18 protein-coding genes are annotated in these 24,299 nt (G+C 61.0%); 12 read left to right on the top strand and 6 right to left on the bottom strand.

Annotated elements, in window-relative coordinates:
* Positions 1-22 precede the first annotated feature (22 nt).
* From EXY20_RS03935 to EXY20_RS03920, 4 genes are all read right to left on the bottom strand, one after another.
* The gene (locus EXY20_RS03935; RefSeq protein ID WP_235885344.1) at positions 23-916 is read right to left on the bottom strand and encodes a carbohydrate ABC transporter permease; all 894 of its coding nucleotides are present in this window, start codon (positions 914-916) and stop codon (positions 23-25) included.
* A gap of 13 nt (positions 917-929) precedes the next feature.
* A complete protein-coding gene (locus EXY20_RS03930; RefSeq protein ID WP_407944889.1) occupies positions 930-1,835 on the bottom strand; it encodes an ABC transporter permease in 906 nt (301 codons plus the stop codon).
* Between the two features lie 125 nt (positions 1,836-1,960).
* A complete protein-coding gene (locus tag EXY20_RS03925; RefSeq protein WP_135547889.1) occupies positions 1,961-3,655 on the bottom strand; it encodes a type 2 periplasmic-binding domain-containing protein in 1,695 nt (564 codons plus the stop codon).
* A gap of 574 nt (positions 3,656-4,229) precedes the next feature.
* A complete protein-coding gene (locus EXY20_RS03920; RefSeq protein ID WP_135547887.1) occupies positions 4,230-5,183 on the bottom strand; it encodes an aldo/keto reductase in 954 nt (317 codons plus the stop codon).
* A gap of 287 nt (positions 5,184-5,470) precedes the next feature.
* Here EXY20_RS03920 and EXY20_RS03915 point away from each other — a divergent pair, with 287 nt between their 5' ends.
* The 3 genes from EXY20_RS03915 to EXY20_RS03905 all read left to right on the top strand — a co-directional run bounded on the left by EXY20_RS03915 (position 5,471) and on the right by EXY20_RS03905 (position 9,422).
* Positions 5,471-7,000: a glutamate synthase-related protein gene (locus EXY20_RS03915; RefSeq protein WP_135548424.1), complete on the top strand. Its 1,530-nt coding sequence runs from the start codon at positions 5,471-5,473 to the stop codon at positions 6,998-7,000.
* 144 nt (positions 7,001-7,144) lie between these two features.
* Positions 7,145-7,981, top strand: coding sequence for a sugar phosphate isomerase/epimerase family protein (locus EXY20_RS03910; protein WP_135547884.1), 837 nt, complete (start codon positions 7,145-7,147; stop codon positions 7,979-7,981).
* Between the two features lie 442 nt (positions 7,982-8,423).
* Positions 8,424-9,422, top strand: coding sequence for a mannonate dehydratase (locus tag EXY20_RS03905; protein WP_135547882.1), 999 nt, complete (start codon positions 8,424-8,426; stop codon positions 9,420-9,422).
* A 4-nt stretch (positions 9,423-9,426) separates the two neighbouring features.
* On the opposite strand, the gene EXY20_RS03900 is transcribed toward EXY20_RS03905, so the two are convergent.
* Positions 9,427-10,479: an AraC family transcriptional regulator gene (locus EXY20_RS03900; RefSeq protein ID WP_235885365.1), complete on the bottom strand. Its 1,053-nt coding sequence runs from the start codon at positions 10,477-10,479 to the stop codon at positions 9,427-9,429.
* 270 nt (positions 10,480-10,749) lie between these two features.
* On the opposite strand from EXY20_RS03900, the gene kdgD reads away from it, so the two are divergent.
* The 8 genes from kdgD (at position 10,750) to EXY20_RS03860 (ending at position 19,865) form a co-directional block, all read left to right on the top strand.
* Entirely contained in the window at positions 10,750-11,658 is a 909-nt protein-coding gene (kdgD, locus tag EXY20_RS03895) for a 5-dehydro-4-deoxyglucarate dehydratase (RefSeq protein WP_135547878.1), read from the top strand.
* Positions 11,659-11,685: 27 nt separating this feature from the next.
* The gene (locus EXY20_RS03890; RefSeq protein WP_135547876.1) at positions 11,686-13,026 is read left to right on the top strand and encodes an enolase C-terminal domain-like protein; all 1,341 of its coding nucleotides are present in this window, start codon (positions 11,686-11,688) and stop codon (positions 13,024-13,026) included.
* 72 nt (positions 13,027-13,098) lie between these two features.
* Positions 13,099-13,554: an 8-oxo-dGTP diphosphatase gene (locus EXY20_RS03885; RefSeq protein WP_135547874.1), complete on the top strand. Its 456-nt coding sequence runs from the start codon at positions 13,099-13,101 to the stop codon at positions 13,552-13,554.
* 95 nt (positions 13,555-13,649) lie between these two features.
* On the top strand, positions 13,650-14,072 hold the full coding sequence (locus tag EXY20_RS03880; RefSeq protein ID WP_135547872.1) for a MarR family winged helix-turn-helix transcriptional regulator: 423 nt from the start codon (positions 13,650-13,652) through the stop codon (positions 14,070-14,072).
* A gap of 117 nt (positions 14,073-14,189) precedes the next feature.
* A complete protein-coding gene (locus EXY20_RS03875; RefSeq protein ID WP_135547870.1) occupies positions 14,190-15,470 on the top strand; it encodes an MFS transporter in 1,281 nt (426 codons plus the stop codon).
* A gap of 247 nt (positions 15,471-15,717) precedes the next feature.
* Positions 15,718-16,407, top strand: a complete 690-nt coding sequence (locus tag EXY20_RS03870; RefSeq protein ID WP_167858968.1) for an FBP domain-containing protein — start codon at positions 15,718-15,720, stop codon at positions 16,405-16,407.
* Positions 16,408-16,518: 111 nt separating this feature from the next.
* Positions 16,519-18,504, top strand: coding sequence for a hypothetical protein (locus EXY20_RS03865; protein WP_135547866.1), 1,986 nt, complete (start codon positions 16,519-16,521; stop codon positions 18,502-18,504).
* A 368-nt stretch (positions 18,505-18,872) separates the two neighbouring features.
* Positions 18,873-19,865: a hypothetical protein gene (locus EXY20_RS03860; RefSeq protein ID WP_135547864.1), complete on the top strand. Its 993-nt coding sequence runs from the start codon at positions 18,873-18,875 to the stop codon at positions 19,863-19,865.
* A 16-nt stretch (positions 19,866-19,881) separates the two neighbouring features.
* On the opposite strand, the gene EXY20_RS03855 is transcribed toward EXY20_RS03860, so the two are convergent.
* A complete protein-coding gene (locus EXY20_RS03855) occupies positions 19,882-20,553 on the bottom strand; it encodes an SIMPL domain-containing protein (protein WP_135547862.1) in 672 nt (223 codons plus the stop codon).
* A gap of 517 nt (positions 20,554-21,070) precedes the next feature.
* Between EXY20_RS03855 and ileS the strand changes: the two genes are divergently transcribed.
* Positions 21,071-24,154: an isoleucine--tRNA ligase gene (gene ileS, locus EXY20_RS03850; protein WP_135547860.1), complete on the top strand. Its 3,084-nt coding sequence runs from the start codon at positions 21,071-21,073 to the stop codon at positions 24,152-24,154.
* Positions 24,155-24,299: the final 145 nt, after the last annotated feature.

The raw sequence follows: 24,299 nt of genomic DNA, 5'->3' as shown, positions 1-24,299 counted from the left end.
GCTCCTTCGTTAAACGCGTATTTTATTCTTTGACGCTGCCGAGCACGATGCCCTTCATAAAATACTTCTGCAGGAACGGGTAAATCAGCAGAATCGGCAAGGCAGCGACAAAAATTTGCGCCGCCCGCGCGGTGCGTTCGTTGATTCTGAAATATTGCCGCAGCTCTTCCTCGCTCATTTCGCTGATGTTGGCGTTTTTCTGAATGACGTGGGTTTGCAAATACGTTTGCAGCGGGTAGCCGTCGGGATTATTCATGAAAATCAAACCGTCGAACCAGCTGTTCCAGTGCGAAATGATCGTAAACAGCAAAATCGTCGCCAGACCCGGCAGCGAAATCGGCACGAAAATACGCCATAGCACAGTCCAGTGATTGGCCCCGTCGATGGTCGCCGACTCCTCCAGTTCCTTCGGCAGGCTGCGGAAAAAGTTAAGCAGCAAAATCACGTTAAACACGTTAAGCGCATTCGGAATGACCAGCGCCCAGAGCGAGTTGATCAGTCCGGTTTGTTTGACGATGATGTAGTAGGGGACGAGGCCGCCTTCGAACAGGATGGTGGCGACGAACAGCCAGGCGTAAAACGTGCGGAAGCGGAACTGCCGGCTCTCCTTCGACAGCGCGTAGGCCAGCGTCACCGCCAGCAGCATATTGATCGGCACTCCGAGCGCAATCCGTTTGAGCGAAACGAGAAACGCGAGCAAATACGCTTTTTTGGCAAAAACGCTTTCGTAGGAAGCCCAGGTGAAGTCGATCGGCCATAAGCCGACCCGGCCTGCGGCTACCGCCTGGGCGGAGCTGAACGAAACCATCAGCACGTGTATGAGCGGCAGAACGCAGCTCAGCGCCAGAACGGTCAGGAACAAATAGTTGGCCAGCGTAAAAATCCGGTAGCTCGTGCTCGTGCGATAGTTGAACAAAACGCCACACCGCCTAAAAAATTCTGTAGTTGGCAAACCGGTAAGCCGCATAATACGAAATGCTGATCAGGACGAGCGATACGCCGGATTTGAACAGGCCGACGGCCGTGGCGACGCCGTATTGGTATTGCTGCAGGCCGAGCCGGTACACGAACGTGTCGATGATGTCGCCGGATTCGTACACGGCCGGGCTGTACAGGTTGAACACCTGGTCGAAGCCGGCGTTCAGCACGTTGCCGAGGCTGAGCGTGGCCAGCAGGACGACGATCGGAATCATACCCGGCAGCGTAATGTGCCACGTCTGCCGCCAGCGGTTCGCGCCGTCGACCTCGGCCGCTTCGTACAGACTCGGGTTGATGTTCGTCAGCGCCGCCAGGTACACGATCGTGCCGAAGCCGAACTCCTTCCAGACGTCCGAGGCAACCAGCGTAAACTTGAACCAGCGATTGTCGCCAAGGAAAAAAATCGGCTTGATCCCCAGCCAGCCCAGCACATGGTTGACGATGCCCGCGTTGGGAGACAGCAGCTCGATCAGAATGCCGCTCAGAATGATCCAGGACAGGAAGTGGGGAAAATACACCAGCGTCTGGAACGTGCGGCGAAACAGCGACTTGCGCACCTCGTTCAGCAGCAGCGCGGTGAGGATTGGCGCGATCAGGCCGCAGACGATTTTCCAGCAGGCGATAACCAGCGTATTGGCGACGACGCGCGGCGTATCCGACAGCAGCAGGACGTACTGGAAATTGTCCCAGCCGATCCAGGGCGAATGCCAGATGCCTTTGACCGGATAATACTTTTTGAAGGCGATGACGATGCCCGCGATCGGGCCGTATTTGTAGATGAGCACATAGATCAGGCTGGGCAGCACCATCAGGTGCAGCAGCTTGTTTATTTTCCATTCCTTGAGCAGCATGGTCATGCCTCCAGTGGCGATAGCGGCGCGGCCGCCGTTGTGGCGCAAGATGGGACGGTGGCGCGGACAGAAGCGGTTTGCAAAAAGGAGGTTCTTGGCCAGAACCTCCTCCGTATGGCAATCGCAAACGGTTACTTCATTTTCTGGTACCAGTCGTTGACTTCCTGGGTGATTTTGTCGCCGCCGAGACTTTTCCATTCCTTGACGAAATCGTCATACTTGTCGACCGATGCGGAGCCCATGATGATTTTCGTGATCATTTCGTATTCCTTGGCGTCGAGGATGCTCATCTTTTCGCCCATGGTCGGGGTGGCCGCGCCGTAAAACTCGTTGTACATGAACAGCTTGTTTTTGTAAATGGCGTTCAGCTTCGCCAGCGTGCCGTCTTCCTTGGCGATCAGATTCTGCACCCAGCTGCTTTCGGTAATGTTGCCCTTCTTGAACTCCAGTACCGAGTCGTAGCGGATGTTGCGGTCGAGATCGGTGCCGAGCACGGAGCGGTCGCCGGTTTTCAGCGCCTTGGGAATCAACTCGCCGCTGAGCACGTTGGCGTATTGCGAGAACACGAAGATCGGGTTGATTTCGTAGTAGGAGAAGTCGCTCGGCTTGCGCGCTTTGCCCAGCAGCAGGATGCTGTTCTCCTCCGTCGACTTGACGGCCGAGGCGGTCCATTCGTTCAGCAGCTTGATGACCGCTTCCGGGTGCTTGGCGTTTTTGTTCACGACGTAGTACGTCTTGACGGTTGGCAGCGCCGGGTTCAGCGCGGGTTTGTCGTCGATCGACGGGATCATGTACGCTTCCCAATCCTGCAAAATTTTTCCGTCCTTTACCGCCCCGGCGGCGAGCGAGAGGCTGTTGGCGAACGTGCCGTACATCAGGCCGATGCGGTCGCTGGCGATCAGCTCCGCCGCCTTGTCGAAATCCTTGACGCCGAATTCGGGATCGATCTGCCCGGCCTTGAACATGTCCTGCAGCTGCTTCAGCGCCGCTTTCATTTGCGGATCGAGGCTGCCGTACGTCAGCTTGCCCGACGCGTCCTTCACCCAGATGCCGGGGTAAGCGTGGAAGCTGTTGAAAAAGCCTTTGTAGTCGGCCAGGTCCTTGTCGAGGAACAAGCCGTACGCTTTGCCTTTGCCCTTCGTGTCCCGTTTCGAGAACGCGTCGGAAATGGCTACCAGGTCGTTCATCGTTTTTGGCTCCGGCAGGTTCAGCTCCTTCAGCCAATCCTTGCGCACCCAGACGAACATCGTTTTGCTGTACGGGTTGCGCGTTTCCGGGATCGCCATCATTTTGCCGTTGAACGTGCCCGATTTGATTTGTTTGCCGCCGTCGTAGGTGAACTCCCGCTTCGTATCCTCGGAGGCGTACTTGTCCCACAACTGCGTCAGGTCCATGACCATGTTGTTGTTGACCAACTCCTGAAGGTCGGCATCCGACACCTTCAGGAAGTCGGGCAGGTCGTTGGCGGCAATCGCGATTTTCACCTTCGAGTTGTATTCGCCGGTGACCGTCCATTTGTTGACCACCTTGATGCCGAGCTTCTCGAGGTAGTAGTCGTAGATCGCGTTGCGGTCGATATTTTCTCCGGCGTCGAAATGCTGGTTCGGCTGCACCATCCGCACCGTTGTCAGCTCGATCGGCGGGTTGTACTTGCCGCTGTTCGCCGCACCCGACGGTGCGGGACTGGCGGAAGCGGCGCTTGATTGCTGCGGCGCCGTGGGCGACGGGCTGGTCGCCGTGTCCTTCTTGCTTGCGGTGCAGGCGGCCGTGACGGCCAGCACGAGGCCGAGGCCGGTTGCGGCTGTGCCGCGCCAAAACTTGTTCATTGTGCAAACGCCCCCTCGATTTGCGTTTTCGTCTCGCAGCTTCAGTGTACGTTGCCGGCTTCGCCTGCAACAAGATTCAATTGCTTACCACGTTACAATCGGTTACTCTGCGTGTTTCGCGCATGTGCGCCGGGACGGGCTGCCGGGGGAGCGGCGCGGGGAGGAGCGGGGCGAGAGGTGAGGCGTGGGGGGCGAGGGCGATTTTGTCAGGTCTAAAGTGGTCAACTGAAACACGTGTCTGTCGGTTATCCCGTTGGCTCAAACTGGTGCGGCGGCGAACGTGCCGGGAGAGAGAACGAGTGAGAAGTCGCGTCAGTTCGTATCTGTCGGTTATCCCGTTGGCTCAAGTTGGCGGTTGGTTGTATCGAGTTTGGAAGCGTACCACTTGAATGGTGTCGCTGCATCGAAGGGGAATTTTTCCAGAAATGGGATAAAAGTTAAAGTCGTTGATGCTTGAGATTGAGCGAAGGGGATAGCGGACAAAAGAAGCAGGCAAATAAGGGGTATTGGATGAGAGGGGCGGCAGCCGGGCCCGCGCATGCGTGCGGGGGGCCGGCTGCCGCGGAAAGCGGTGTCAGAACGGCGGCGAATAAACGAATTCTTTGCTTGCATCATCGAGCGCGCGCACGACGTCTTCCGACAGTTCGAGGTCGACCGCCCGCAAGTTGTCGTCGATTTGCGCTTCACGGGTGGCGCCGGCGATCACGGTGCTGACGGCTGGACGGCGCATGAGCCAGGCGAGCGACAGCGCCGTGGCGGTTGTGCCGATTTCTGCCGCCAGCTTGGCCACAAATTCGCCCGTTTCCAGCCGCGCGGCGTTCATCCGCTGCGAGAAGCGCGGGTTGTGGTCGAGCTGCGAGCCGCTTGGCACGGCGCCGCCCGCGTATTTGCCCGTCAGGATGCCCCCTGCCAGCGGAAAATACGGAATCAGCCCGATCCCCTGATCGACGCAGAACGGAACGAGCTCCCGCTCCGCACCGCGATCGACCAGCGAATAGCCGGGCTGGACGGACACGAACTTGACCAACTGCCGGCTGTCGCTGACGGCGAGCGATTTCATCATTTGCCACGCCGCATAGTTCGACGCGCCCACGTAGCGCACCTTGCCTGCGGTAACCAGGTCGTCGAGCACGCGCAGCGTTTCCTCGAGCGGGGTCTGCGGATCGAACGTGTGGATCTGGTACAAGTCGATGTAGTCCGTCCGCAGCCGGCGCAGGCTGCCTTCGATTTCCCGCAAAATATGCTGCCGCGAGGCGCCCCTGCTGTTCGGGCCCTCTCCCCGCCTGATGCCGGCTTTCGTCGCCAGCAAAACCTCGTGCCGCCGGCCCTCGAACGCTTCGCCGATAATTTCCTCCGACTTGGTGCCGGTATAAATATTGGCGGTGTCGAAAAACGTGATGCCAAGGTCCGCGGCGCGATGCAGCACGCGAATCGACGTTTCCTTGTCCGCGCGTCCGCCGAACGCATTCGTTCCGAGCCCGAGCACCGACACTTCCAGGCCGCTTTTCCCCAAATTGCGGTATCGCATTCGTACGCCTCCCGTTCGCTCTATAGTCGACTTGCTTGTCGCCCCCAATTATAGCACGAAAGATCAGGTACGGTCAGACGCTCAAGCGATACGCACCGCACAAGCGAGATTCAATCGAATGCCTCTGGCAGTTCATGGTATACTACTGGTGCAGCGGCGCCTCCGTAGGCGAAGCGCCGCAAACAACCTTGACGAAGTCGGGAGGGCTTTAACCAGTGTGGGTGAAAATTGTACTTGCCATCGTAGCCATTGTCGTCGTTCTCCCCGTGGCGTTTTTTTTCGGTTACATGTACGTCCTGTCCAAACGGCCAAAACATTCGATCATCCGTTCCCACCCGTTTCTCGGCTGGCTGCGTTACCTGCTCGAGAAGCTCGGTCCGGAATTTCGTCAGTACTGGTTCGACAATGACACGGAAGGCCGGCCGTTCCCGCGCGCCGACTTTATCGGCATCGTGTACGCCGCCAAGTACCGGACCGACCTCATTTCGTTCGGCGGCCGGCGCGATTACGAGAAGCCCGGCTTCTATTTGTCGAACGCGATGTTCCCCAAGCTGACGAGCGAGCTGAAGGTCGACAACGCCTCGCTGCTCCCCGGCCAGAAGTACGTCATCACCGACGAAGGGTTGTTCACCCGCAAGGAAGCGTTCGTCAAGGAGCAGGTGAAACCGTGGCTGCTTCATGACGAAGACGCCATCGTCGTCGGACCGGACCGCCGCATCCCGTGGCGGCTCAAAGGCATGTTCGGCGCGTCCGCCACGTCGTTCGGCGCCGTCGGGGAGAACTACATCCAGTCGACGGGCAACGGCGCGCGCATGGCCGGCGGCTCCTGGATCAATACCGGCGAAGGCGGCGTGGCCGGCGTGCATCTCGAGTCCGACGCCGACGTCATCGCGCAGATCGGCCCGGGCCTGTTCGGCTTCCGCGACGAAACGGGCCGTTTCTCGATCGAAGCGTTCCGCCAGAAGGCAACGATCGCGAACATCAAGGCGTTCGAACTGAAGTTCCACCAGGGCGCCAAAATTCGCGGCGGCCATCTCGAAGGCAGCAAGGTGACCGAACCGGTCGCCAAGGCGCGCCTCGTCCCGGTCGGCCTGACGGTCAACTCGCCGAACCGCTTCGAGTTTCTGACCAATCCGGAGGAAGCGCTCCGCTTCATCGCCACGCTGCAGGAGGAGGGCGGCAAGCCGGTCGGCGTCAAAATCGTCGTCGGCGACCCGAAGCGGCTGGAGCCTTTTTTTCAGGCGATGCTCGACCTTGACATTTGCCCGGACTTCATTACGGTCGACGGGTCGGAAGGCGGCTCCGGCGCCACGTTCAAAGCGATGGCGGACGGAATGGGGCTGCCGTTGTACAGCGCGCTGCTCATCCTGGACGATACGGCGCGCAAATTCGGCGTGCGCGAGCGGTTTCTCATTTTCGCTTCCGGCAAGCTTGTGACCCCGGACAAAGTCGCGATCGCGCTGGCGATGGGAGCGGACTGCGTCAATTCCGCGCGCGGCTTCATGATGGCGAATGGCTGCATCATGGCGATGCAGTGCCACACCGGCAAATGCCCGACCGGGATCACGACGACCGACAGCAAATTCCAGGCGGCGCTCGCCCCCGAGGAGAAAATGTGGCGCGTGATGAACTACATTTTGCAGCTGCGGGAAGGGCTGTTTTCGCTTGCGGCGGCATGCGGCCTGGAAAGCCCGCGCCAGTTCCGGCGCGAGCATGTCGTCTTCACGAACGAAACCGGCCACAGCGTCCGCGTGGACGAGTTGTTCCCTTACCCGCAGCGGAGCCAGGGGTACGCGCATGATCGCCAATCGGTATGAATTTAAACAACGCGCAGGGAACATCCTTCAAAAATCCGGTATACTGAAGGGAACCGCTTGTCCCCGCTTGTCCGCCGAAGGAAACCGGGGCCGTGCCGGGCAGCGGCAAATAGACCAAATCCGCGCGAATGAAAGGTGAACCCAATGACTGTCGGTATTTTGGCCCATCTGGCCGGCAAGCTTCCCGTAAAGGAACTGGCCGCGCAAATCGCTTCCCGCAAATTTGACTACGTGCAGTTGGCGCTTGCCAAAGCGATCGACGGCATCGACTTTTCGCTCGGCAAGCTCAGCCCGGGGCTGGCGAACGAAGTAGGCGGCGCGTTCGACCGCGCCGGCGTCGGCATCGCCGTGCTTGGCTGTTATGCGAGCCTGATCGACCTGGACGACGCGACGTATCGCTACAATGTCGACCGGTTCAAGGAGCATCTGCGGCATGCGCGGCATTTCGGCGCGCCGACGGTGGCGACGGAGGTCGGCGTGCCGGCGACGGACGACCCGGCGCTGCTTGCGCGCCATTGGCAACGGCTGGACCGTGCGCTGGAGGAGCTTGTGGAGGAAGCGGAGCGGTGGGGCGTGACGATCGGACTCGAGGCGGCGCAAACGCACCTGATCGATACGGCCGGCAAACTGGCGGAAACGATCGAACGGTTCCCGTCGTCGTGCGTCGGGGTTGTGCTCGATCCGTGCAACCTGCTGAGCGCGGGCAATGTCGACAACCAGCGGGAAATCGTCGCTGAAGCGTTCCGGCTGCTGGGCCCGCGCATTGTCAGCGCGCATGCGAAAGATTGGCGGCGCGAGCCGAACGGCGGCATTGCCGAAACGGCAGCCGGCTTGGGCGGGCTCGATTATGCGCAGTTTTGGCGCCTGCTGGAGGAGACGAAGCCGCGCGGGTTCGTCACGCTCGAAGCGGTCGACGCGGCGCAAATGGCCGCAACGGCGCAGTTCGTGCGGGACGGCCGCGCCCGCGCCGCCGCCGAATGACGGCGTGACGTTGCGCCGTCGCGGGAGAACGCAAGGGACGAAGCCGTCGCCAATGGCGACGGCTTTTTGCCGCGGATTTGTGGTAAGGGAGCGCGCCAGAAGCCAGTTTGTATCAGTCGCGAGCCCCGCCATCAGTGGCCAGTCACGCCTCTCGAAACAGCTCCCGCCTAAGCTTAAATGCATTAATGCATTTAAAGTGGTTCATTTTTTTCGCTTTCACATGTTTAAATGTATTTGTGCATTAAGCCTGACGGTAAAACCCGAAATAAAGCTCAACTGCGGAATGTTAAGTGTATTTATACACTTAAGCATTCGCAAACCAGCGGGACCGTTTCGAGTGACAAAAAGTGAAAAAGATCGGCGTCATTTTAAAAAGACGGCGCTTTCAGTGCCCCTTATACTGGAATTGTGTCGCAGCTATCCAAAAGGAGGAACTGTACGCATGATGAAAATTGCCATACAAGTGACGACCTGCGATATACCGGAGCAGGATTTGAAGCTGATGAGCCAGCTTGGCGTCGACTGCCTCGACCTTGTCATCGGATCGATGTTTCCCGGCGTCGACGAACAAGGCTATCCGGACCTCGACCGACTGCTCAAGCTTCGCGCCCGGATCCGCTCGTGGGGAATGGACATCAACCGGGTCACGCTGCCCGACATGACGCACGCGTTCATGTACGATAGCGACGGGGCCGAACGCGAGCTGGACAACGTTTGCGCGGCGATGAAGGTGTTCGGCGAGGCGCGGATGCCGATCGCGCGGCTGCGTTTTGCCGGGGACGTGATCCCCGAGTCGACGCACATCTACAAAGCCGTTCACCGCGGCGGCGCCATCGCACGAGGCGAGCGGGCAGCCGACCAGGCGGGGCGAAACGTGCCGAGCCTGGAGGAGACGGAGCGCTGGTGGGGCAAGTTCCGCACGGTGTACGAGAAGCTCGTGCCGATCGCGGAGCAGTACGGCACGAAGCTGACGATTCACCCGTCCGATACGCCGCATCCGGGAACGCCGTTCGACGGCATCGGCATGCATCGGGTGATCGACATGTTCCCAAGCCGGCAGGTCGGTCTTGTGTACTGCGTCGGGACGCGGGCGGAAGCGGGAGGCAGCGCGCTTGTGCTCGACGAAATTCACCAGTTCGGGCGGAAGGGCCGCATTTTCCTCGTCCATCTGCGCAATGTGCGGGGCAGTCTGGCGACGGCGGCGGCCTTCGAGGAAGCGATGCTGGACGACGGCGATCTGAATATGCCGAAAATCCTGCTCGCGCTGCGCAAAGTCGGTTTCGACGGCTGCATCAATCCCGATCATATGCTGCAGCTGGAAGAAGGTTACCCCCGCGAGGCGCATCCGAACGGCGGCTGGCGCAACAATCGGGCCGGCTGGTCGTATTCGATCGGCTACCTGAAAGGGCTGTTCGCCGCGATGGACGAGTTCGCCGGCTAAGCAGCTAGGGCTGCTTTTTGTGCCGCGCGACCAGCAGGTGCAAATATTGCTGCATGACCGCCTGCGCGTCCTGCTCGTCCGAGCCCGCCTGCTTGCGGAACTTGCCTGGCGTGATGCCGAGCGTCTGCACGAACACGCGGTTGAAGTAGCTGATCGTATCGAAGCCGGTGTCTTCGGCGATGCGGCTGATGCTCTGGTCGGTGTAAGCGAGCAGATAGGCGGCGCGCCGGACGCGTTCGGTGCGGAGCCAGACGGGGAACGTCTGGCCGAGTCCTTCGGCGATCGTCCGCGACAGCTGCCGCTCGGACAAGTAAAGCGCCTGCGCCACTTCCTTCAGGGTCAGCTTGCGTGACATGCGCTCCTGGATGTAGCGCTCGGCTTTGGCCAGCGCGGCGGAGGCGGCCGGGATGTTGTCGCCCGATTGGCGCTGATGCAGGGAACCGTGACGCTCGGCAAAAAAACGGATCGCCGCATAAAGCAGCGAATGGGCGATTCGGGCGATCACGTCCGGATCGGGCGGCGCGTCGGCGTCGCCGGACAGCAGCACGAGCGACTGCCACAAGTGGACAACCGCCGTTTGTCCCGCGTTCGGAAGGAACAGGTGCTCCAGCTCGCACAGGCTTTCGTACATGCGGCAGCTGTCCGGGGAGGAACTCTCCCGGTCCATGTCGAAGGCGACGAACCACAGCACCATGCCGTCGACGCTTTCGAACCGGTGGCGGCTGCCCGGTCTGGCCGCGTACAATGTGCCTTGCTTGAGCGGATAACGGACGCCATTGTTCAGATAGCTGCCTTCGCCGCCGGCGACATAACAAATTTCGAGAAACGTGTGCGAATGCTCCGCATTGCCGCGATGCCCCGGCCTGCCGCCCCAATAGCGGACGTTGAAGGCGGAGGGAGGATAGGCGAGCCGCGTGGCGAACCGGTTCAGGTACAGGTTGCTTTTCTGCATGACGGCGGTATTCGGCAGGCCGGCCGCTGCCGCGGCTTCTGCCGCCGTGTCGGCAGCGGCTTCCGGCGCGGGCGTTGCTGGCGATTGGTTTGTCGTCCTAGGCATATCCGGCAAGGCGTCGTCCTCCCCTCGGCAAACACAGCATGATGATTCATTACCGCATTGGATCGATCTCCGATCCAATCGGCAATGAAAGTTACCTCAGACACCGGGTCCGCTACGTTGATTTGCATCGATAGTTAGCTTCATTACCGCATTGGATCGCTCTCCGATCCAATCGGCAATGAAGGTTACCTCAGACACCGGGTCCGCTACGTTGATTTGCATCGATAGTTAGCTTCATTATAACAAACAGAAAGGCAGGAACAGAAGGATATGGCCAAACAAGGCGTGCAGGGCATACTCGGGTTTCCGGTCGCCCCTTTCGACCGCAGCGACAACATCGACGAGCGGGCGCTCGAAGCGAATATCCGCTTCCTGCTCGATTCCGGGCTGGATGCGATTTTTATCTGCGCGGGTTCGGGCGAATTTCAGTCGCTGTCGGTTGCCGAATACGAGCAGATGGTGGCGATGGCCGTTTCCGTAACGGCCGGCCGCGTGCCTGTATATGCGGGAACGGGAGGCAATCTGCAGCATGCGGTCGTGCTGTCCGACCTCGCCCGTATTAACGGGGCGGATGGATTGCTTATTTTGCCCCCGTATCTGATTTCGCCCGAGCAGGAAGGGTTGTACCGCTACTACCGCACGATTGTCGAAAGCGCCGGGCTGCCCAGCATCCTGTACCAGCGCGACAACGCGGTGTTCCAGCCGGCGACGGTGCAGCGGCTGTGCGAGCTGCCGCAGATCGTCGGCTTCAAGGACGGCTTCGGCAACATGGAGCTGAACGTCGAATTGACCCGCACGATCGGCTCGCGGCTGCAGTGGATGAACGGCATGCCGTTCGCGGAAATTACGATGCCGGCGTATGCCGGACTCGGCTTCGAGTGCTACTCTTCGGCGATGTCCAACTATTTGCCGCATGTATCCCGGCTGTATTTCAACGCCTTGCGCGGCGGGGACCGGGAGCTGCTGCAGACGCTGTACGCGGAAGTGCTGCTGCCGATCAACCGCATCCGCAAGCAGCGGAAAGGGTACGCGGTTTCGCTGATCAAGGCGGGCATGGACATCGTCGGCTTGCCTGTGGGAGCAGCCGTGCGCGCTCCTCTTATCGAAGTGGAAACGGAGCATTACAAGCAGCTGGAGCAAGTGATCCGGCATGCGCTGGATAAATTTCCGCGGCCGTAACCGCCGCACGGGGAAGGGGAGTTTGCGATGAAGAACGAGCCAACTGCCACGCCGGTCGTACGCGCCATGCGCGTTATTCCGGTAGCGGGCCATGACAGCATGCTGCTCAATTTAAGCGGCGCGCACGGACCGTATTTCACCCGCAATGTGGTCGTGCTGCAGGACAGCGCCGGCCGGACGGGCGTCAGCGAGGTGCCCGGCGGCGAGGCGATCCGGCGCACGCTCGAGGAGGCGGAGCCGCTTGTTGTCGGGAGTTCCATCGGCGCGTATCGACGGGTGCTGGGCGAGATGCGGAGCCGGTTCTCGGGTCGCGACGCCGGCGGCAGAGGGCAGCAGACGTTCGACCAGCGCGTGGCGATCCATGCGGAGACGGCCGTCGAAACCGCGCTGCTCGACTTGCTCGGCCAGCACCTCGGCGTGCCGGTGGCCGCGCTGCTCGGCGAAGGGCAGCAGCGGCAAGCGGTCCCCGTGCTCGGCTATCTGTTCTTCGTCGGCGACCGCCGCCTGACCGACTTGCCTTACGAAAGCGGCGACGGCGCGTCGGACGGCTGGCTGCGTCTGCGCCACGAGGAAGCGATGACGCCGGAGGCGATCGTGCGGCTCGCGGAAGCGGCGGAGGAGCGGTACGGCTTCCGCGATTTCAAGCTGAAGGGCGGCGTGCTTGGCGGCGAAGCGGAGATGGAAGCCGCCGCGCTGTTGAAGCGGCGGTTTCCGCAGGCGCGCATCACGCTCGATCCGAACGGCGCCTGGTCGCTGCGCGAGGCGATCGCCCTGTGCAAAAACAAGGGCGATGTGCTTGCTTACGCCGAAGATCCGTGCGGCGCCGAAGACGGCTATTCCGGCCGCGAGATCATGGCGGAGTTCCGCCGCGCAACCGACTTGCCGACCGCCACGAACATGATCGCCTGCGATTGGCGCCAGCTCGCGCACGCGTTCCAACTGAACGCGGTCGATATTCCGCTGGCCGATCCGCACTTCTGGACGCTGCAGGGCTCCGTGCGCGTCGCCCAGATGTGCAGCGACCGCGGCTTGACGTGGGGCTCGCATTCGAACAACCATTTCGATATTTCGCTGGCGATGTTTACGCAGGCGGCGGCCGCCGCGCCGGGCACGATCACGGCGATCGATACGCACTGGATCTGGCAGGACGGCCAGCGGCTGACGAAGGAGCCGCTGCGCATCGCGGACGGCGCCATCGCTGTGCCGGACCGTCCGGGCCTGGGCATCGACATTGACATGGAGCAGTTGGAGCAGGCGCACCGGCTGTATTTGTCGATGGGGCTCGGCGCAAGGGACGACGCGGTCGCCATGCAGTATTTGCTGCCGGGCTGGAAGTTTGACCCGAAACGGCCTTGTTTGGTTCGGTAAAGGGGCTTGCGGGGAGGAAGTATGCCAAAACCGTCGAATCCATGAAGATGCGGAAATCGGGAGGCGACGGAGTTGGCCAGGACGGAATTGACGAACATGTGCATGATCTGCGACGAAACGACGGGCAAAGTGTTGGCGCAGCGCCGCGTCAAGTCGTGGAAAGGGATTGCGTTCCCGGGCGGGAAGGTGGAGGACGGAGAAAGCATCGTCGACTCCACCGTCCGGGAAGTGAAAGAGGAGACGGGGCTTACGGTTGCGGCGCTGGAGCTGTGCGGCATCGTGCATTGGCACAACGGCGGGACCGGCGACAAATACATCGTTTTCTGCTACCGCACTTCCGTATTCAGCGGCGAGCTGCTGGAGCAGACGGACGAAGGCGAGCTGTTCTGGACGGACAGGGAGGAACTGGCGTTGCTGCCGCTTGCGGAAGGGTTCGGGCAGCGGCTGCCGATGTTTTTCGACAGGGCGCATTCCGAAGGGTTCGGGATTTGGAACGTCGAAGGCGGCAACACGATGAAGTGGCAATAAAGGCGAGGGAGATGGCGTGCTGGCAGTTGACAAACGCGCCATCCTTGGATTAGGATTAGTTGTACATACAAATTAAAAGGTTGGAGGGAATGGACATGGAGCACGATTTTTTGCATACCTGTTTGTTCTTCACCACGAACCGGCTCAGTCGGAACATTACGAAGATGGCGGAGGAAGAATTCGCCGGCACCGGGCTGACGCCGATGTACGGGTATCTGATCCGCATCGTGAACGGCAGCCCCGGCATTGCGCAGAAGGAACTGGCCGAGAAGCTGTACATCGCCGCGTCCACGCTGACGCGATTCATTGACAAGCTGGAAGGGAAGAAGCTGGTGGAGCGCAAGGTGCAGGGCAAGTCGGTGCTGGTGTATCCGACGGACAAGGGCATCGCCCTGGAGGAGCAGATTCGCCTCGCCTCGAAGAAGCTGAAGCAGCGTTACGAGGAAGTGTTGGGCGGCGAAGCGTCGACACTGCTTTCGCGAGAGCTGGAGGAGGCAAGCGAACGGTTGGAGCGGTAGCGCGGAACGAATGCGGCAGGCGGAAACAGATCGGGTTCGGTCTGCGGCCGGTTGTTGTGTGATTTCCGATCGCCGTTGTTTATTTGCTTGTACAACTAACGAAGAGGAGAAACTTTCATGTCCCACTCGGCCAACACTACGAAAGCATCGCCCAGGCTCCACTACGGATGGATCGTCGTGCTTGCGACGTTCGTCACGCTGCTCGTCTCCGCCGGCATCCGCTCCATGCCCAGCGTGCTCATCCTGCCGTTCGAGCGGGAGTTTGGCTGGAGCCGCAGCGCGATTTCCAGCGTGATTTCGCTCGGCATTTTCCTGTATGGGGCAGTTGGCCCGTTCTCGGCGGCGATTCTCGCCAAGTTCGGCATTCGCCGGGTACTGGTGCTGTCTTTGCTCGTGCTGGCTGCTAGCCTGGCGCTGACGCCGCACATGACGCGTCTGTGGCAGTTCGAGCTGCTGTGGGGCGTCGTATCCGGCTTCGCTACCGGCATGATGGCCAATGTGCTTGGCGTCACCGTGGCGAACCGTTGGTTTGCGGAGCGCCGCGGACTCGTCGTCGGCCTGTTGACGGCCAGCGCCGCTACCGGCCAACTGCTGTTCCTGCCGCTGTTTGCCCGCATGACGACGGGCAGCGGCTGGCATTCGGCGGTCTACGCCGCGGTAGGCGCGATCGCCGTTGCGCTTGTCGTCGTGGCGGTGTGGATGCGCAATCACCCGCACGACATTGGCGCCGCCGCCTACGGGGCGCAAGAGGCCGCTCCGCCTGAGCCGTTCCGCGGCAGCGTGTTTGCGACTCCGCTGCTTACGCTGCGCAGCGCGCTGACGAATCGTACGTTTTGGCTGCTGGCGGGCACGTTTTTTTTCTGCGGCTTTTCGACCAACGGATTGATCGGCACGCACCTGATTTCGTTCTGCGGCGATCACGGCATTACGGAAGTGGTGGCCGCCGGGTTGCTCGCGCTGATGGGGATGTTCGACCTGATCGGCACGACGATGTCCGGCTGGCTGACGGACCGGTTCGACGCGCGCAAGCTGCTTTTCTGGTATTACGGCCTGCGCGGCCTGTCGCTCTTGTTTCTGCCGTACGCGGTGGATGCCGGGTCGACGGCGCTGCTCGTGTTTTCGGTGTTCTACGGGCTCGACTGGATCGCGACAGTGCCGCCGACGGTGAAGCTTGCCGCGCAGGAATTCGGCAAGGAGAAAGCCGGCATGGTGTTCGGCTGGGTCGTCGTCGCGCACCAGATCGGCGCTTCTACCGCCGCCTATTTGGCCGGAATGCTGCGCGATACGACCGGCAGCTATTCGTCCGCATTCTGGATTGCCGGCCTGATCTGCCTTCTCGCCGCAGTCATGGCGATTCGCATCGCCAAGCGGCAATTGCCGCTGCAACCGGCAGGGTAAGGCGAGTGCCTCAGCGCATGAAACAAACGCTAACCGCTCCTGAGAGGCGGCGGCGAGTTCCGTTTTCAACCATTTTGGCTCGAGCGCTTGCGGCTGCGTAGGGGTATAATGATTTTATGGGTCGATGTAACTCAGCGATGAAGGCCCGGCGCTAGCGGTGAAAATCAATGCCGATTGGACCTGAGGAGCGGTCCAATGCGGTAATAATTGAAAAATGCGTACTATCGCAAGACAGGAGCAAATTCACATGGACACCATACAGCCATTTCTGGCCAATCATCACTATAATATTGCGCGGCGACAAGTCGACAAGATCGCCCAAGCAGTCAAACACGCGGCCGACCGCAAAGTAATCGAAGCGTTGCGAACGCAGGCGGAGCTTGATTTGGCGGCGCTGGCGGCGGAGTCGGGAGCGGACGACGCGCAGAAGCGCGAACTGCTGTCGTTCCGCGGCGCCGCGGAAGCGGAAGCGTTTGCCGCTTACAAGGAGCGGCTTAAGCAGCTGCGTCTGCCTGCGATGCCGCTGACGGATGGGCTGCTGAAGAAGCTGTTTCCGAAGGCGAAGAAGCTGAAGCTGCCGCAAGCGGACGTGCAGCCGGGCGGGAGTTTGACTTACTGGGGGTGGACGGATACCGCCACTTCGAAGTACCACCTTGTCTATGGCCATAACGGGCGGTTGATCGGGATGATGGGCACATTCTCGGCGGCCAAAAGCCACCACGTATGCGCCATCTGCAAGACGCCGCAAGCGCCGGACGCGATCGGCTTCCTTTCGATCGTCTGCAAGCCGCCGGCGCAGGCGTCGGCCGACTACTTCAAGGCGGTCGGCAACTACATTTGCCTGGACGCCGCCGCTTGCAACAGCCAGTTGACCGAACCGGACTATCTGGACTATTTGGCGGAACAGGCCAACACCAAATGGATTGACATCGGCTGAAGCCGGGCCGGACCGTTGCCCGGGAAGGCGCCGGGTATGCAACTTTTGGCAATGTACAGCGTCTATTGAGGCGGATAGCAACGCCATAATGGACGCGAGGAAGTGCTGAAGATGAACAACAAGTGGACGCTGGCGGCGGTTGCGCTCGGCACGGCGATTGTTTGCTGTGGCGCGTTTGCGACAAAGGCTGCGGCAGAGCCGCTCTATGTCGGCAACTACGAGCCGGACGGCTTGCGTTTCCCCGCCACGATCGAGCTGCTTGCGAATACGCCGTATTATGCGTCGCCCGACCAGCCGGCGGACGAGCCGGAAGGGGCGTTCGCCCCGCAGACGGTGCGCGTCATCCGCACGCAAAGCTCCTGGTCGATCGGACAGGCGACATGGGAAATCGAAACGATGTTCGGACCGCGCTGGATTCGGCCGAAACCATGGGAGATTGACATCGCGCCGCCTTCCGCGATTACGCTGCTGGAGGAAACGCCGCTGTATCGCCGCGCGGACGAAAGCGGCGGTCCCGTTGCGGCATTGGCGCCGCAGGAAGTGAAAGTGACGGGGGCGGAGAAGCAATGGTTTTATACGAACGATCCGAACCGTCCGGCGTGGATTCAAATTCATACTACCTGGATGGGCGACCTGTGGGCGCACATTCCGGTCAACAAGATCGGCACTGAGCAGCCATTGGAGCGGAAGGCCCATTATTACTGGCTGCCGGATGAAGGCAGTCTGGCGAGCGCCATGGGCGTGGCGTCGCCGGCGCAGGATATGCTGCCGGGCGGCGATTTCGCCGTTGCCCGCGAGTACACGACGATATACGGGCGGGCTTACCAGGTGCAGACCGCATCCGGCCCGACGTGGACGCAGGACCGAGGCTTCCCGCTGCTGCCGGTTGACGAAACGATCGAGCTGCAATCGGAAACGCCGCTTCTGGCCGATATTTGGGACAGCGCAAGGAAAGAAACTGCCGTGTTGAAAGGCGGCAAGGCGACGGTATTCGAAAAAGTGGAAGGACCGCTTTCCGCCGGCTTCTATCGCGGCATTCCGCCGGTTTGGTACAACGGGCCGTGGTATCATGTGCGCACGCCGCAAGGCACGGGATGGATCAACCCGCTGTACGGCGAGCCGTCCGCTGCCCGGCCGGTGCATTGGCGGGTCGATCTCGCCTATGAAAGGGCGCTGCAGCGCTATCCCGACGTGCCGTTCGCGCAATCGGGCGCGGAGCCGACGATCGGCAACCGGACGGTAGAGGCGACGGCGGCTTGGGCCGATCCCGGCGAAGCGAGGATTTGGCTTAAAGCGACGGTCGACGGCACGACGGGCTGGTTCGCGGTATGGACGGGCGGCGGGGACCGCATTTGGGACGAGGACGCCGGCACGGCCTTGCAGATCATGCAGGCCGAAATGTATAACGCGGGCATGGAACGTACAGCGGACGGCAAAGAGACGCTGTTTGACGGCACGGCCATCGGGTATCGCGACAGCGACGGCCTGTTTCTCGATTCGATTCTGTTGGCCTCCATTCTGCGGTTCAAATCGGAGCGGCTGCCGTATGTCGAAGCGGTGGAGATCAGCCAAAACGATTACTCCTTCGTGCTGCAGGCGGGCACGCGCGAGGCGCATCTTTACTGGCACGGCACGATGGTCGGCACGAAGCAGCTGCGGCAGCTTCCCCGCCATGACGACGCCGCGTGGTACATGGACAAGGAAGACGCGCGCGAGTTGTTCGGCTTGGCGCAGTATGCCAACGCCAGCTATACGGACCTGGTCGCGGCGCAGTACCGGGTGGAGCTGGGAGCGCTGCCGACGGTAGCGAAAGGCGGGAAGCTGGTGCTGAACGCCTTCGTGTACGAGGCGGTTAACCGTACGGCATGGGCGCAAAGCAGGCTGCCGCTGCGCTTGTCGCTGGAGGAGAACGGCGACGGCGGCGCGGCTTTTGCGGAGCAGCTGGCGCTGCCCGCGAACGACGCGACGGGCGCGCTGACGCTGATGCGCCTCCATGCGGAGCGGACGCTGGCGCCGGGGCCGCATCAGATTGATGCGACGCTGCGGGTCGGCGAACGCATCGTGTGGCGGCAGACGTTCCACGTGACGGCGGAGTAGCGGCGGCTAGGGACATCGTGCCAGGCCGGGCAGCGAAAATAGCCAGTGAAAAATGGCTTATTTGCCCGATTTGGGGCGACTCGTCGGAAATAGCCAGTGAAAACATGGCTTATTCGCTCCAATCGGCCCCGAATAAGGCGTTTTGACCGAAATAGCCAGTGATTTCACTGGCTATTTCGGCGCGGCTGGCCGTTTTTGCGGAAATAGGCAATAAAACAGGGCCTATTTGCAAAGACGCTTCCTCGGAGCGGCAGTGAAGGCCCCAACCAGGGGCTTTTTTTTGTGCAGCGGGGGGCGTTTTCACCAAATTTTCTTTTTCATGCGGTATGGTTATTGCCGTAGCGTATCGTAAAGGGAGTGAATCGTTTATGTGGAAAATGATGCTGCTCTTGTTCGGCTTGCTTGTTGCTTGCTCGAACGGCAGCGACGCGGTTCCGGCCGCAACGTCGACAGCGCAGCCGTCTTCGTCTTCGACTGCCGCGGGGGGAGTCAGCTTCTCCAAAGGGCTCGGCACAGTCACGACGCCACGGCTGCTCGATTGCCCCGGCGGCCGCGTCAGCGCGATCGGAGAAGTGACGTCCGAGGACGGCGTCAAATGGGTCGTACCGGCAAAAATCGCAACCGGGATGACCAGTGCAGGGGACTTGTCCAACCCGTGCACACGGATTGAAAACCGCAGCTTGACCGACGTCAACCTGGACAACGTACCGGTCGTCGAAATCGACCCGGACGGCGTCGTCATCACCGGTTATATTTACGCCGACAATTACTTCGAGCTGTACGTGGGCGGCAAGCCGGTAGCCAAAGACCCGGTTCCGTATACGCCGTTCAACGCGTCGATCGTTCGGTTCAAAGCCAAGTACCCGATGACGTATGCAATCCACGGCGTCGATTGGGAGGAAAATCTCGGGCAAGGCACCGAGGACAACAAAGGAAGCAAGTTTGCCCCGGGCGACGCGGGCATCGTGGCCGTCTTCAGCGACGGCACCGCGACGGATGCCTCGTGGAAGGCGCAAACTTTCTACATCGCGCCGCTGACGAGCAAGGACTCGCTCCGGTTGGAGGAGAAAGACGGCAAGGAGCAGCGTCTCTCGCCGCAAACGTCGTCGCCTCCGGCATGCGGCACGGATTGTTATGCCGCGCATTTTGCCGTGCCGGACGGGTGGTACGCCGCGTCGTTCGACGATTCCCGCTGGCCGAACGCCGTCACCTATTCCGAGCAAACGGTCGGCGTCGACAACAAAAAAGAATACACCAATTACCGCAGCGCATTCGGCAAAGGCTCCTTCATCTGGACGAGCAATCTGGTGCTCGACAACGAAGTGCTGCTGCGCCGCACGGTGGAGAAGGCGCCGAAATAGCCGCGGCGCGCGCGGCTCAAGCGAGCGAGTACCGCACCCTGACCGAAGCTTCGATCGTCAGCATGCCGGGCTCGATCGGCGTGCCGCCTCCGCTTTTGAACATGGCCGCCTGGTACGGGATCGGCTCGCCCGGCCGCGGCAGCTCGATCACTTCGCTCGGAGCCGCAGGCAGGATGGCGCCGATCGCGCCGGCGATGGCCTGTGCTTTCACTTGTGCGCTGCGCACGGCAAGTACCAGCGCGCGGGCGAGGTAAGCGTCCGGCTGCGAGGTCTGGAAGCGGATGCCGGTTACGGTATTGGCGCCCGCGGCGACCGCCGCGTCGACGAGCAGGCCGGTTTCGCGGACGCGGTCGGTCGTAATTTGCAGCAGGTGGGTCACTTTGTAGCCGCGAAACGTCTGTTTGCCGTCCGCATAGTCGTAGACGATGTCGATGCGAAACTCGTTCGTTTGGATTTGGTTGCGCGGCACTCCTTTTTCGATCAAGGCGCCGATCACGGCGGCGATGATCGAGGCGTTGTCGAGCTGAACTTTTTGCAGCATCATGCCTTCCGTGACGGCTCCGAGCGTTATGACGGCACGATCCGGCTCTGCCGCAAGCGTGCCGGTGCCTGTAACTTCGATGAAGGAAGGATGGCCGGTCCGCTGGGCGGACGCCGGTTGTTGCTGCAGCAGCGGCGATTGCATCATGGCGGCGCTCCTTTCGCTTTTTGCTGAATCGGTGTATATGCCTAATGTATGTGCCTCGTTCGCGAACATGACGGTCGGCCGCGGCCGCGAAGCCGCGATGTTGACTAATGATTTGAAATGGTGTAATAATGGATTACATATGGCATCGCACAACTTCGTTGACGAGAACGAGTACGCTGATCGCTTGATCCCCAGAGAGTCGGCCCCGGGAGCTGAAAGCCGACGTTCGGGCAGCAGCGGAATATCCTCTCCGAGAAGGACAGCCGAACCAGGGAATGTTTGAGAACCTGAGCGGGTTTTCACACACGCCCTAAGCAGTAAGCTGTCCCGGGAGCCCGCCGTTACAAGGGACGCGCACGCATGCGTGCGCGAATCGAGAAGCCGCAAGGTGCTGCCATGAGGCAGGTACGGATGCGGAACGAGGGTGGTAGCGCGAGAATCGGATCTCGTCCCTTAGGGGACGGGATTTTTTGCGTTTTTTTGCCAATATGAGATTGCAGGCGGAGGTCGGGTAACGATGAGAAAAGTGGATGTCAAAGAAAAAGCGCGGACGCGCGAGCTGCGCATTCTGGAGCAGTGGAAGCGGGACGATACGTTCCGCAAGTCGATCGCGAACCGCGAAGGGCGGCCGAACTTCGTTTTCTACGAAGGACCGCCGACGGCGAACGGCCGGCCTCATATCGGCCACGTGCTCGGGCGCGTAATCAAAGACTTCGTCGGCCGCTACAAAACGATGTCCGGCTACCGCGTCGTGCGCAAAGCCGGCTGGGACACGCACGGCTTGCCGGTCGAGCTCGGCGTGGAGAAACAGCTCGGCATTTCCGGCAAGCAGGAAATCGAAAACTACGGCGTTGCCGCGTTCGTCGAGAAGTGCAAAAGCAGCGTGTTCGAATACGAACGCCAGTGGCGCGAGCTGACGGAAGGCATCGCCTACTGGACGGACATGGACGATCCGTACATCACGCTGCAGAACGAATATATCGAAAGCGTCTGGCACATCCTGTCGACGATTCACGGCAAAGGGCTGCTGTATAAAGGCCACCGCGTCAGCCCGTACTGTCCGGCCTGCCAGACGACGCTCAGTTCGCACGAGGTTGCGCAAGGCTATGAGGATGTCAAGGATTTGAGCGCCACGGTCAAATTCCGCAGCAAAGCGGCGAACGAGTCGTTCCTCGCCTGGACGACGACGCCATGGACGCTGCCGGCGAACATCGCGCTGGCGGTGAACAAGGACATCGACTACGCGCGGGTGCGGCACAACGGCGAAGTGTACATCGCGGCGCACAACCTGGTCGAGAAGCTGTTCAAGGAAGACTACGAGGTTTTGTCCGTGCACAAAGGGGCCGAATTCGTCGGCACCGCCTACGTGCCGCCGTTCCACTACCTGACGAACGTCGGCAAAGGCCACATTGTCGTCGACGCCGACTATGTCAGCGACTCGAGCGGCACCGGCATCGTGCATACCGCGCCGGCGCACGGCGAGGACGACTATCGCACGACGCGCCAGCACGGCATCGATTTCGTCAGCGTCGTGAACGGCGCCGGCAAGTATACGGAGCAGGTAACCGATTTTGCCGGACGGTTCGTGAAGGATTGCGACGTCGACATCGTCAAGTATTTGTCCGAGAAAGGGCTGCTGTTCGCCAAGGAGAAATACGAGCACAGCTACCCGTTCTGCTGGCGCTGCAAATCGCCGCTGCTCTACTACGCGATGGAAAGCTGGTTCATCCAGACAACGGCGGTCAAAGACCAGCTGATCGAAAACAACAGCAAAATCGACTGGTACCCGGGCCACATTCGCGAAGGCCGGTTCGGCAAGTTCCTCGACGAGCTAGTCGACTGGAACATCAGCCGCAACCGCTACTGGGGCACGCCGCTCAACGTCTGGTTATGCCGCGACTGCGGCAAGGAAACGGCGCCGGGCAGCATCAGGGAGCTGCGCGAGAAGTCGGTTTCGCCGCTGGCGGACGATCTGGAGCTGCACAAGCCGTACGTCGACGACGTCAAGCTGCGCTGCTCCTGCGGCGGCACGATGGACCGCACGCCGGAAGTGATCGACGTCTGGTTCGACAGCGGTTCGATGCCGTTCGCGCAGTACCATCATCCGTTCGGCGACGAAAAGACGTACGAAGAGCAGTACCCGGCGGACATGATTTGCGAAGGCATCGACCAGACGCGCGGCTGGTTCTACAGCCTGCTCGCCGTTTCGACGCTGTACAACGGCAAGTCGTCGTACAAGGCGGTCATTTCGACCGGCCACGTGCTCGATGAGAACGGCCAGAAGATGTCGAAGAGCAAGGGCAACGTCATCGACCCGTGGGACATCATCGAAGCGTACGGCACCGACGCGTTCCGCTGGGCGATGCTGGCGGACAGCGCGCCGTGGAACAGCAAACGCTTCTCGAAGCAGATCGTCGCCGAAGCGAAGTCGAAGCTGATCGACACGATCCACAATACGCATGCGTTCTACGCGTTGTATGCCACGATCGACGGCTACCGGCCGGAGGAGCACCCGCGCCAGACGTCCGCGAACGAGCTCGACCGCTGGATCTTGTCGCGGCTGAACAGCACGCTGCAGCAGGTGGTCAAGGGGCTCGACGCGGTCGACTTCCTAAACCCGGCGAAGCAGATCGAAACGTTCGTCGACGAGCTGAGCAACTGGTACATCCGCCGCTCGCGCGATCGCTTCTGGGGCAGCGGCATCAGCGAGGACAAGGCGGCGGCGTACCAGACGCTGCGCGATGTGCTGCTGACGCTGGCGCGGATGATCGCGCCCTACGCGCCGCTCATTGCCGAAGACGTCTACGGCAATCTCGGCGGCGGCGGCAGCGTGCATCTCGCCGACTACCCGCAGGCGGACGCGTCCGCGATCGACGAAGCGCTGGAGCGCGATATGGAAACCGCGCGCAACATCGTCGAGCTGGCGCGCAACGTGCGCAACGAAACCGGCCTGAAGACGCGGCAGCCGCTGTCCGAGCTGATTGTGTCGCTGGACCGCGATTTCAACCTCGGTCGCTTCGAGGCGATCATCAAGGAGGAAATCAACGTCAAATCGATTCGCGTCGAGGAAGGCGACGGCGGTTTCGTGCAGTTCAGCCTGAAGCTGAATCTGAAGACCGCCGGCAAAAAGTACGGCAAATTCGTCGGCCCGATCCAGCAGCGGCTGAAAGGGCTGTCCGCGGCGGAAGCGAAGGCGGCGGTCGACGCCGGGTTCCTCGATATCGCGGCGGAAGGCGAAACGCTGCATGTGACGGTAGAGGAATTGCTCGTCGAGAAGTCGGCGAAGGAAGGTTTTGCTTCCGCCTCTGGCTACCAGATGACCGTTGCGCTCAATACGACGGTGACGAAGGAGCTGGAGCAGGAAGGGCTCGTGCGCGAAGTGGTGCGCGCCGTGCAGGATTATCGCAAAAAGCTCGACTTGCCGATTGAGAAGCGCGTGCGGCTGGTAATTGACGCCGATGCCGCCGTCAAGGAGGCGCTCGCCAGCTTCGAGGACGTGCTGCGGGAGAACGTGCTGCTCGAAAGCGTGCGTTACGCGGCGGAGCCGGACATGGAGCGCGTGGCGATCGGCGACGCCGAGGTCGGCTTGAAGATCGAGTAGGGTTGTGGTTATGCGAGGCCGCCGATTATGGCGGCCTTTCTCATGTTGTGGCGGCGGTCGCCGGCGTTTTGATTGGCGTTTGTTTGTGTTTTATAGGATAATTGTCCCAGATGCATTGCGACAAAATACGACCCATTTACAAGGG

The sequence above is a fragment of the Paenibacillus cymbidii genome (assembly GCF_004764705.1).
GTDB classification, from domain to species: Bacteria; Bacillota; Bacilli; order Paenibacillales; family NBRC-103111; genus Paenibacillus_AN; species Paenibacillus_AN cymbidii.
Note: the sequence above shows the minus strand (reverse complement) of the source record. Positions and strands in the feature narration are given on the sequence as shown.

Coding starts and splice junctions, on each gene's coding strand:
- EXY20_RS03930 (WP_407944889.1), bottom strand. CDS start 1,835: ATGACCATGCTGCTCAAGGAATGGAAAATAAACAAGCTGCTGCACCTG.
- EXY20_RS03925 (WP_135547889.1), bottom strand. CDS start 3,655: ATGAACAAGTTTTGGCGCGGCACAGCCGCAACCGGCCTCGGCCTCGTG.
- EXY20_RS03920 (WP_135547887.1), bottom strand. CDS start 5,183: ATGCGATACCGCAATTTGGGGAAAAGCGGCCTGGAAGTGTCGGTGCTC.
- EXY20_RS03915 (WP_135548424.1), top strand. CDS start 5,471: ATGTACGTCCTGTCCAAACGGCCAAAACATTCGATCATCCGTTCCCAC.
- EXY20_RS03910 (WP_135547884.1), top strand. CDS start 7,145: ATGACTGTCGGTATTTTGGCCCATCTGGCCGGCAAGCTTCCCGTAAAG.
- EXY20_RS03905 (WP_135547882.1), top strand. CDS start 8,424: ATGATGAAAATTGCCATACAAGTGACGACCTGCGATATACCGGAGCAG.
- EXY20_RS03900 (WP_235885365.1), bottom strand. CDS start 10,479: ATGCCTAGGACGACAAACCAATCGCCAGCAACGCCCGCGCCGGAAGCC.
- kdgD (WP_135547878.1), top strand. CDS start 10,750: ATGGCCAAACAAGGCGTGCAGGGCATACTCGGGTTTCCGGTCGCCCCT.
- EXY20_RS03890 (WP_135547876.1), top strand. CDS start 11,686: ATGAAGAACGAGCCAACTGCCACGCCGGTCGTACGCGCCATGCGCGTT.
- EXY20_RS03880 (WP_135547872.1), top strand. CDS start 13,650: ATGGAGCACGATTTTTTGCATACCTGTTTGTTCTTCACCACGAACCGG.
- EXY20_RS03875 (WP_135547870.1), top strand. CDS start 14,190: ATGTCCCACTCGGCCAACACTACGAAAGCATCGCCCAGGCTCCACTAC.
- EXY20_RS03870 (WP_167858968.1), top strand. CDS start 15,718: ATGGACACCATACAGCCATTTCTGGCCAATCATCACTATAATATTGCG.
- EXY20_RS03865 (WP_135547866.1), top strand. CDS start 16,519: ATGAACAACAAGTGGACGCTGGCGGCGGTTGCGCTCGGCACGGCGATT.
- EXY20_RS03860 (WP_135547864.1), top strand. CDS start 18,873: ATGTGGAAAATGATGCTGCTCTTGTTCGGCTTGCTTGTTGCTTGCTCG.
- EXY20_RS03855 (WP_135547862.1), bottom strand. CDS start 20,553: ATGATGCAATCGCCGCTGCTGCAGCAACAACCGGCGTCCGCCCAGCGG.
- ileS (WP_135547860.1), top strand. CDS start 21,071: ATGAGAAAAGTGGATGTCAAAGAAAAAGCGCGGACGCGCGAGCTGCGC.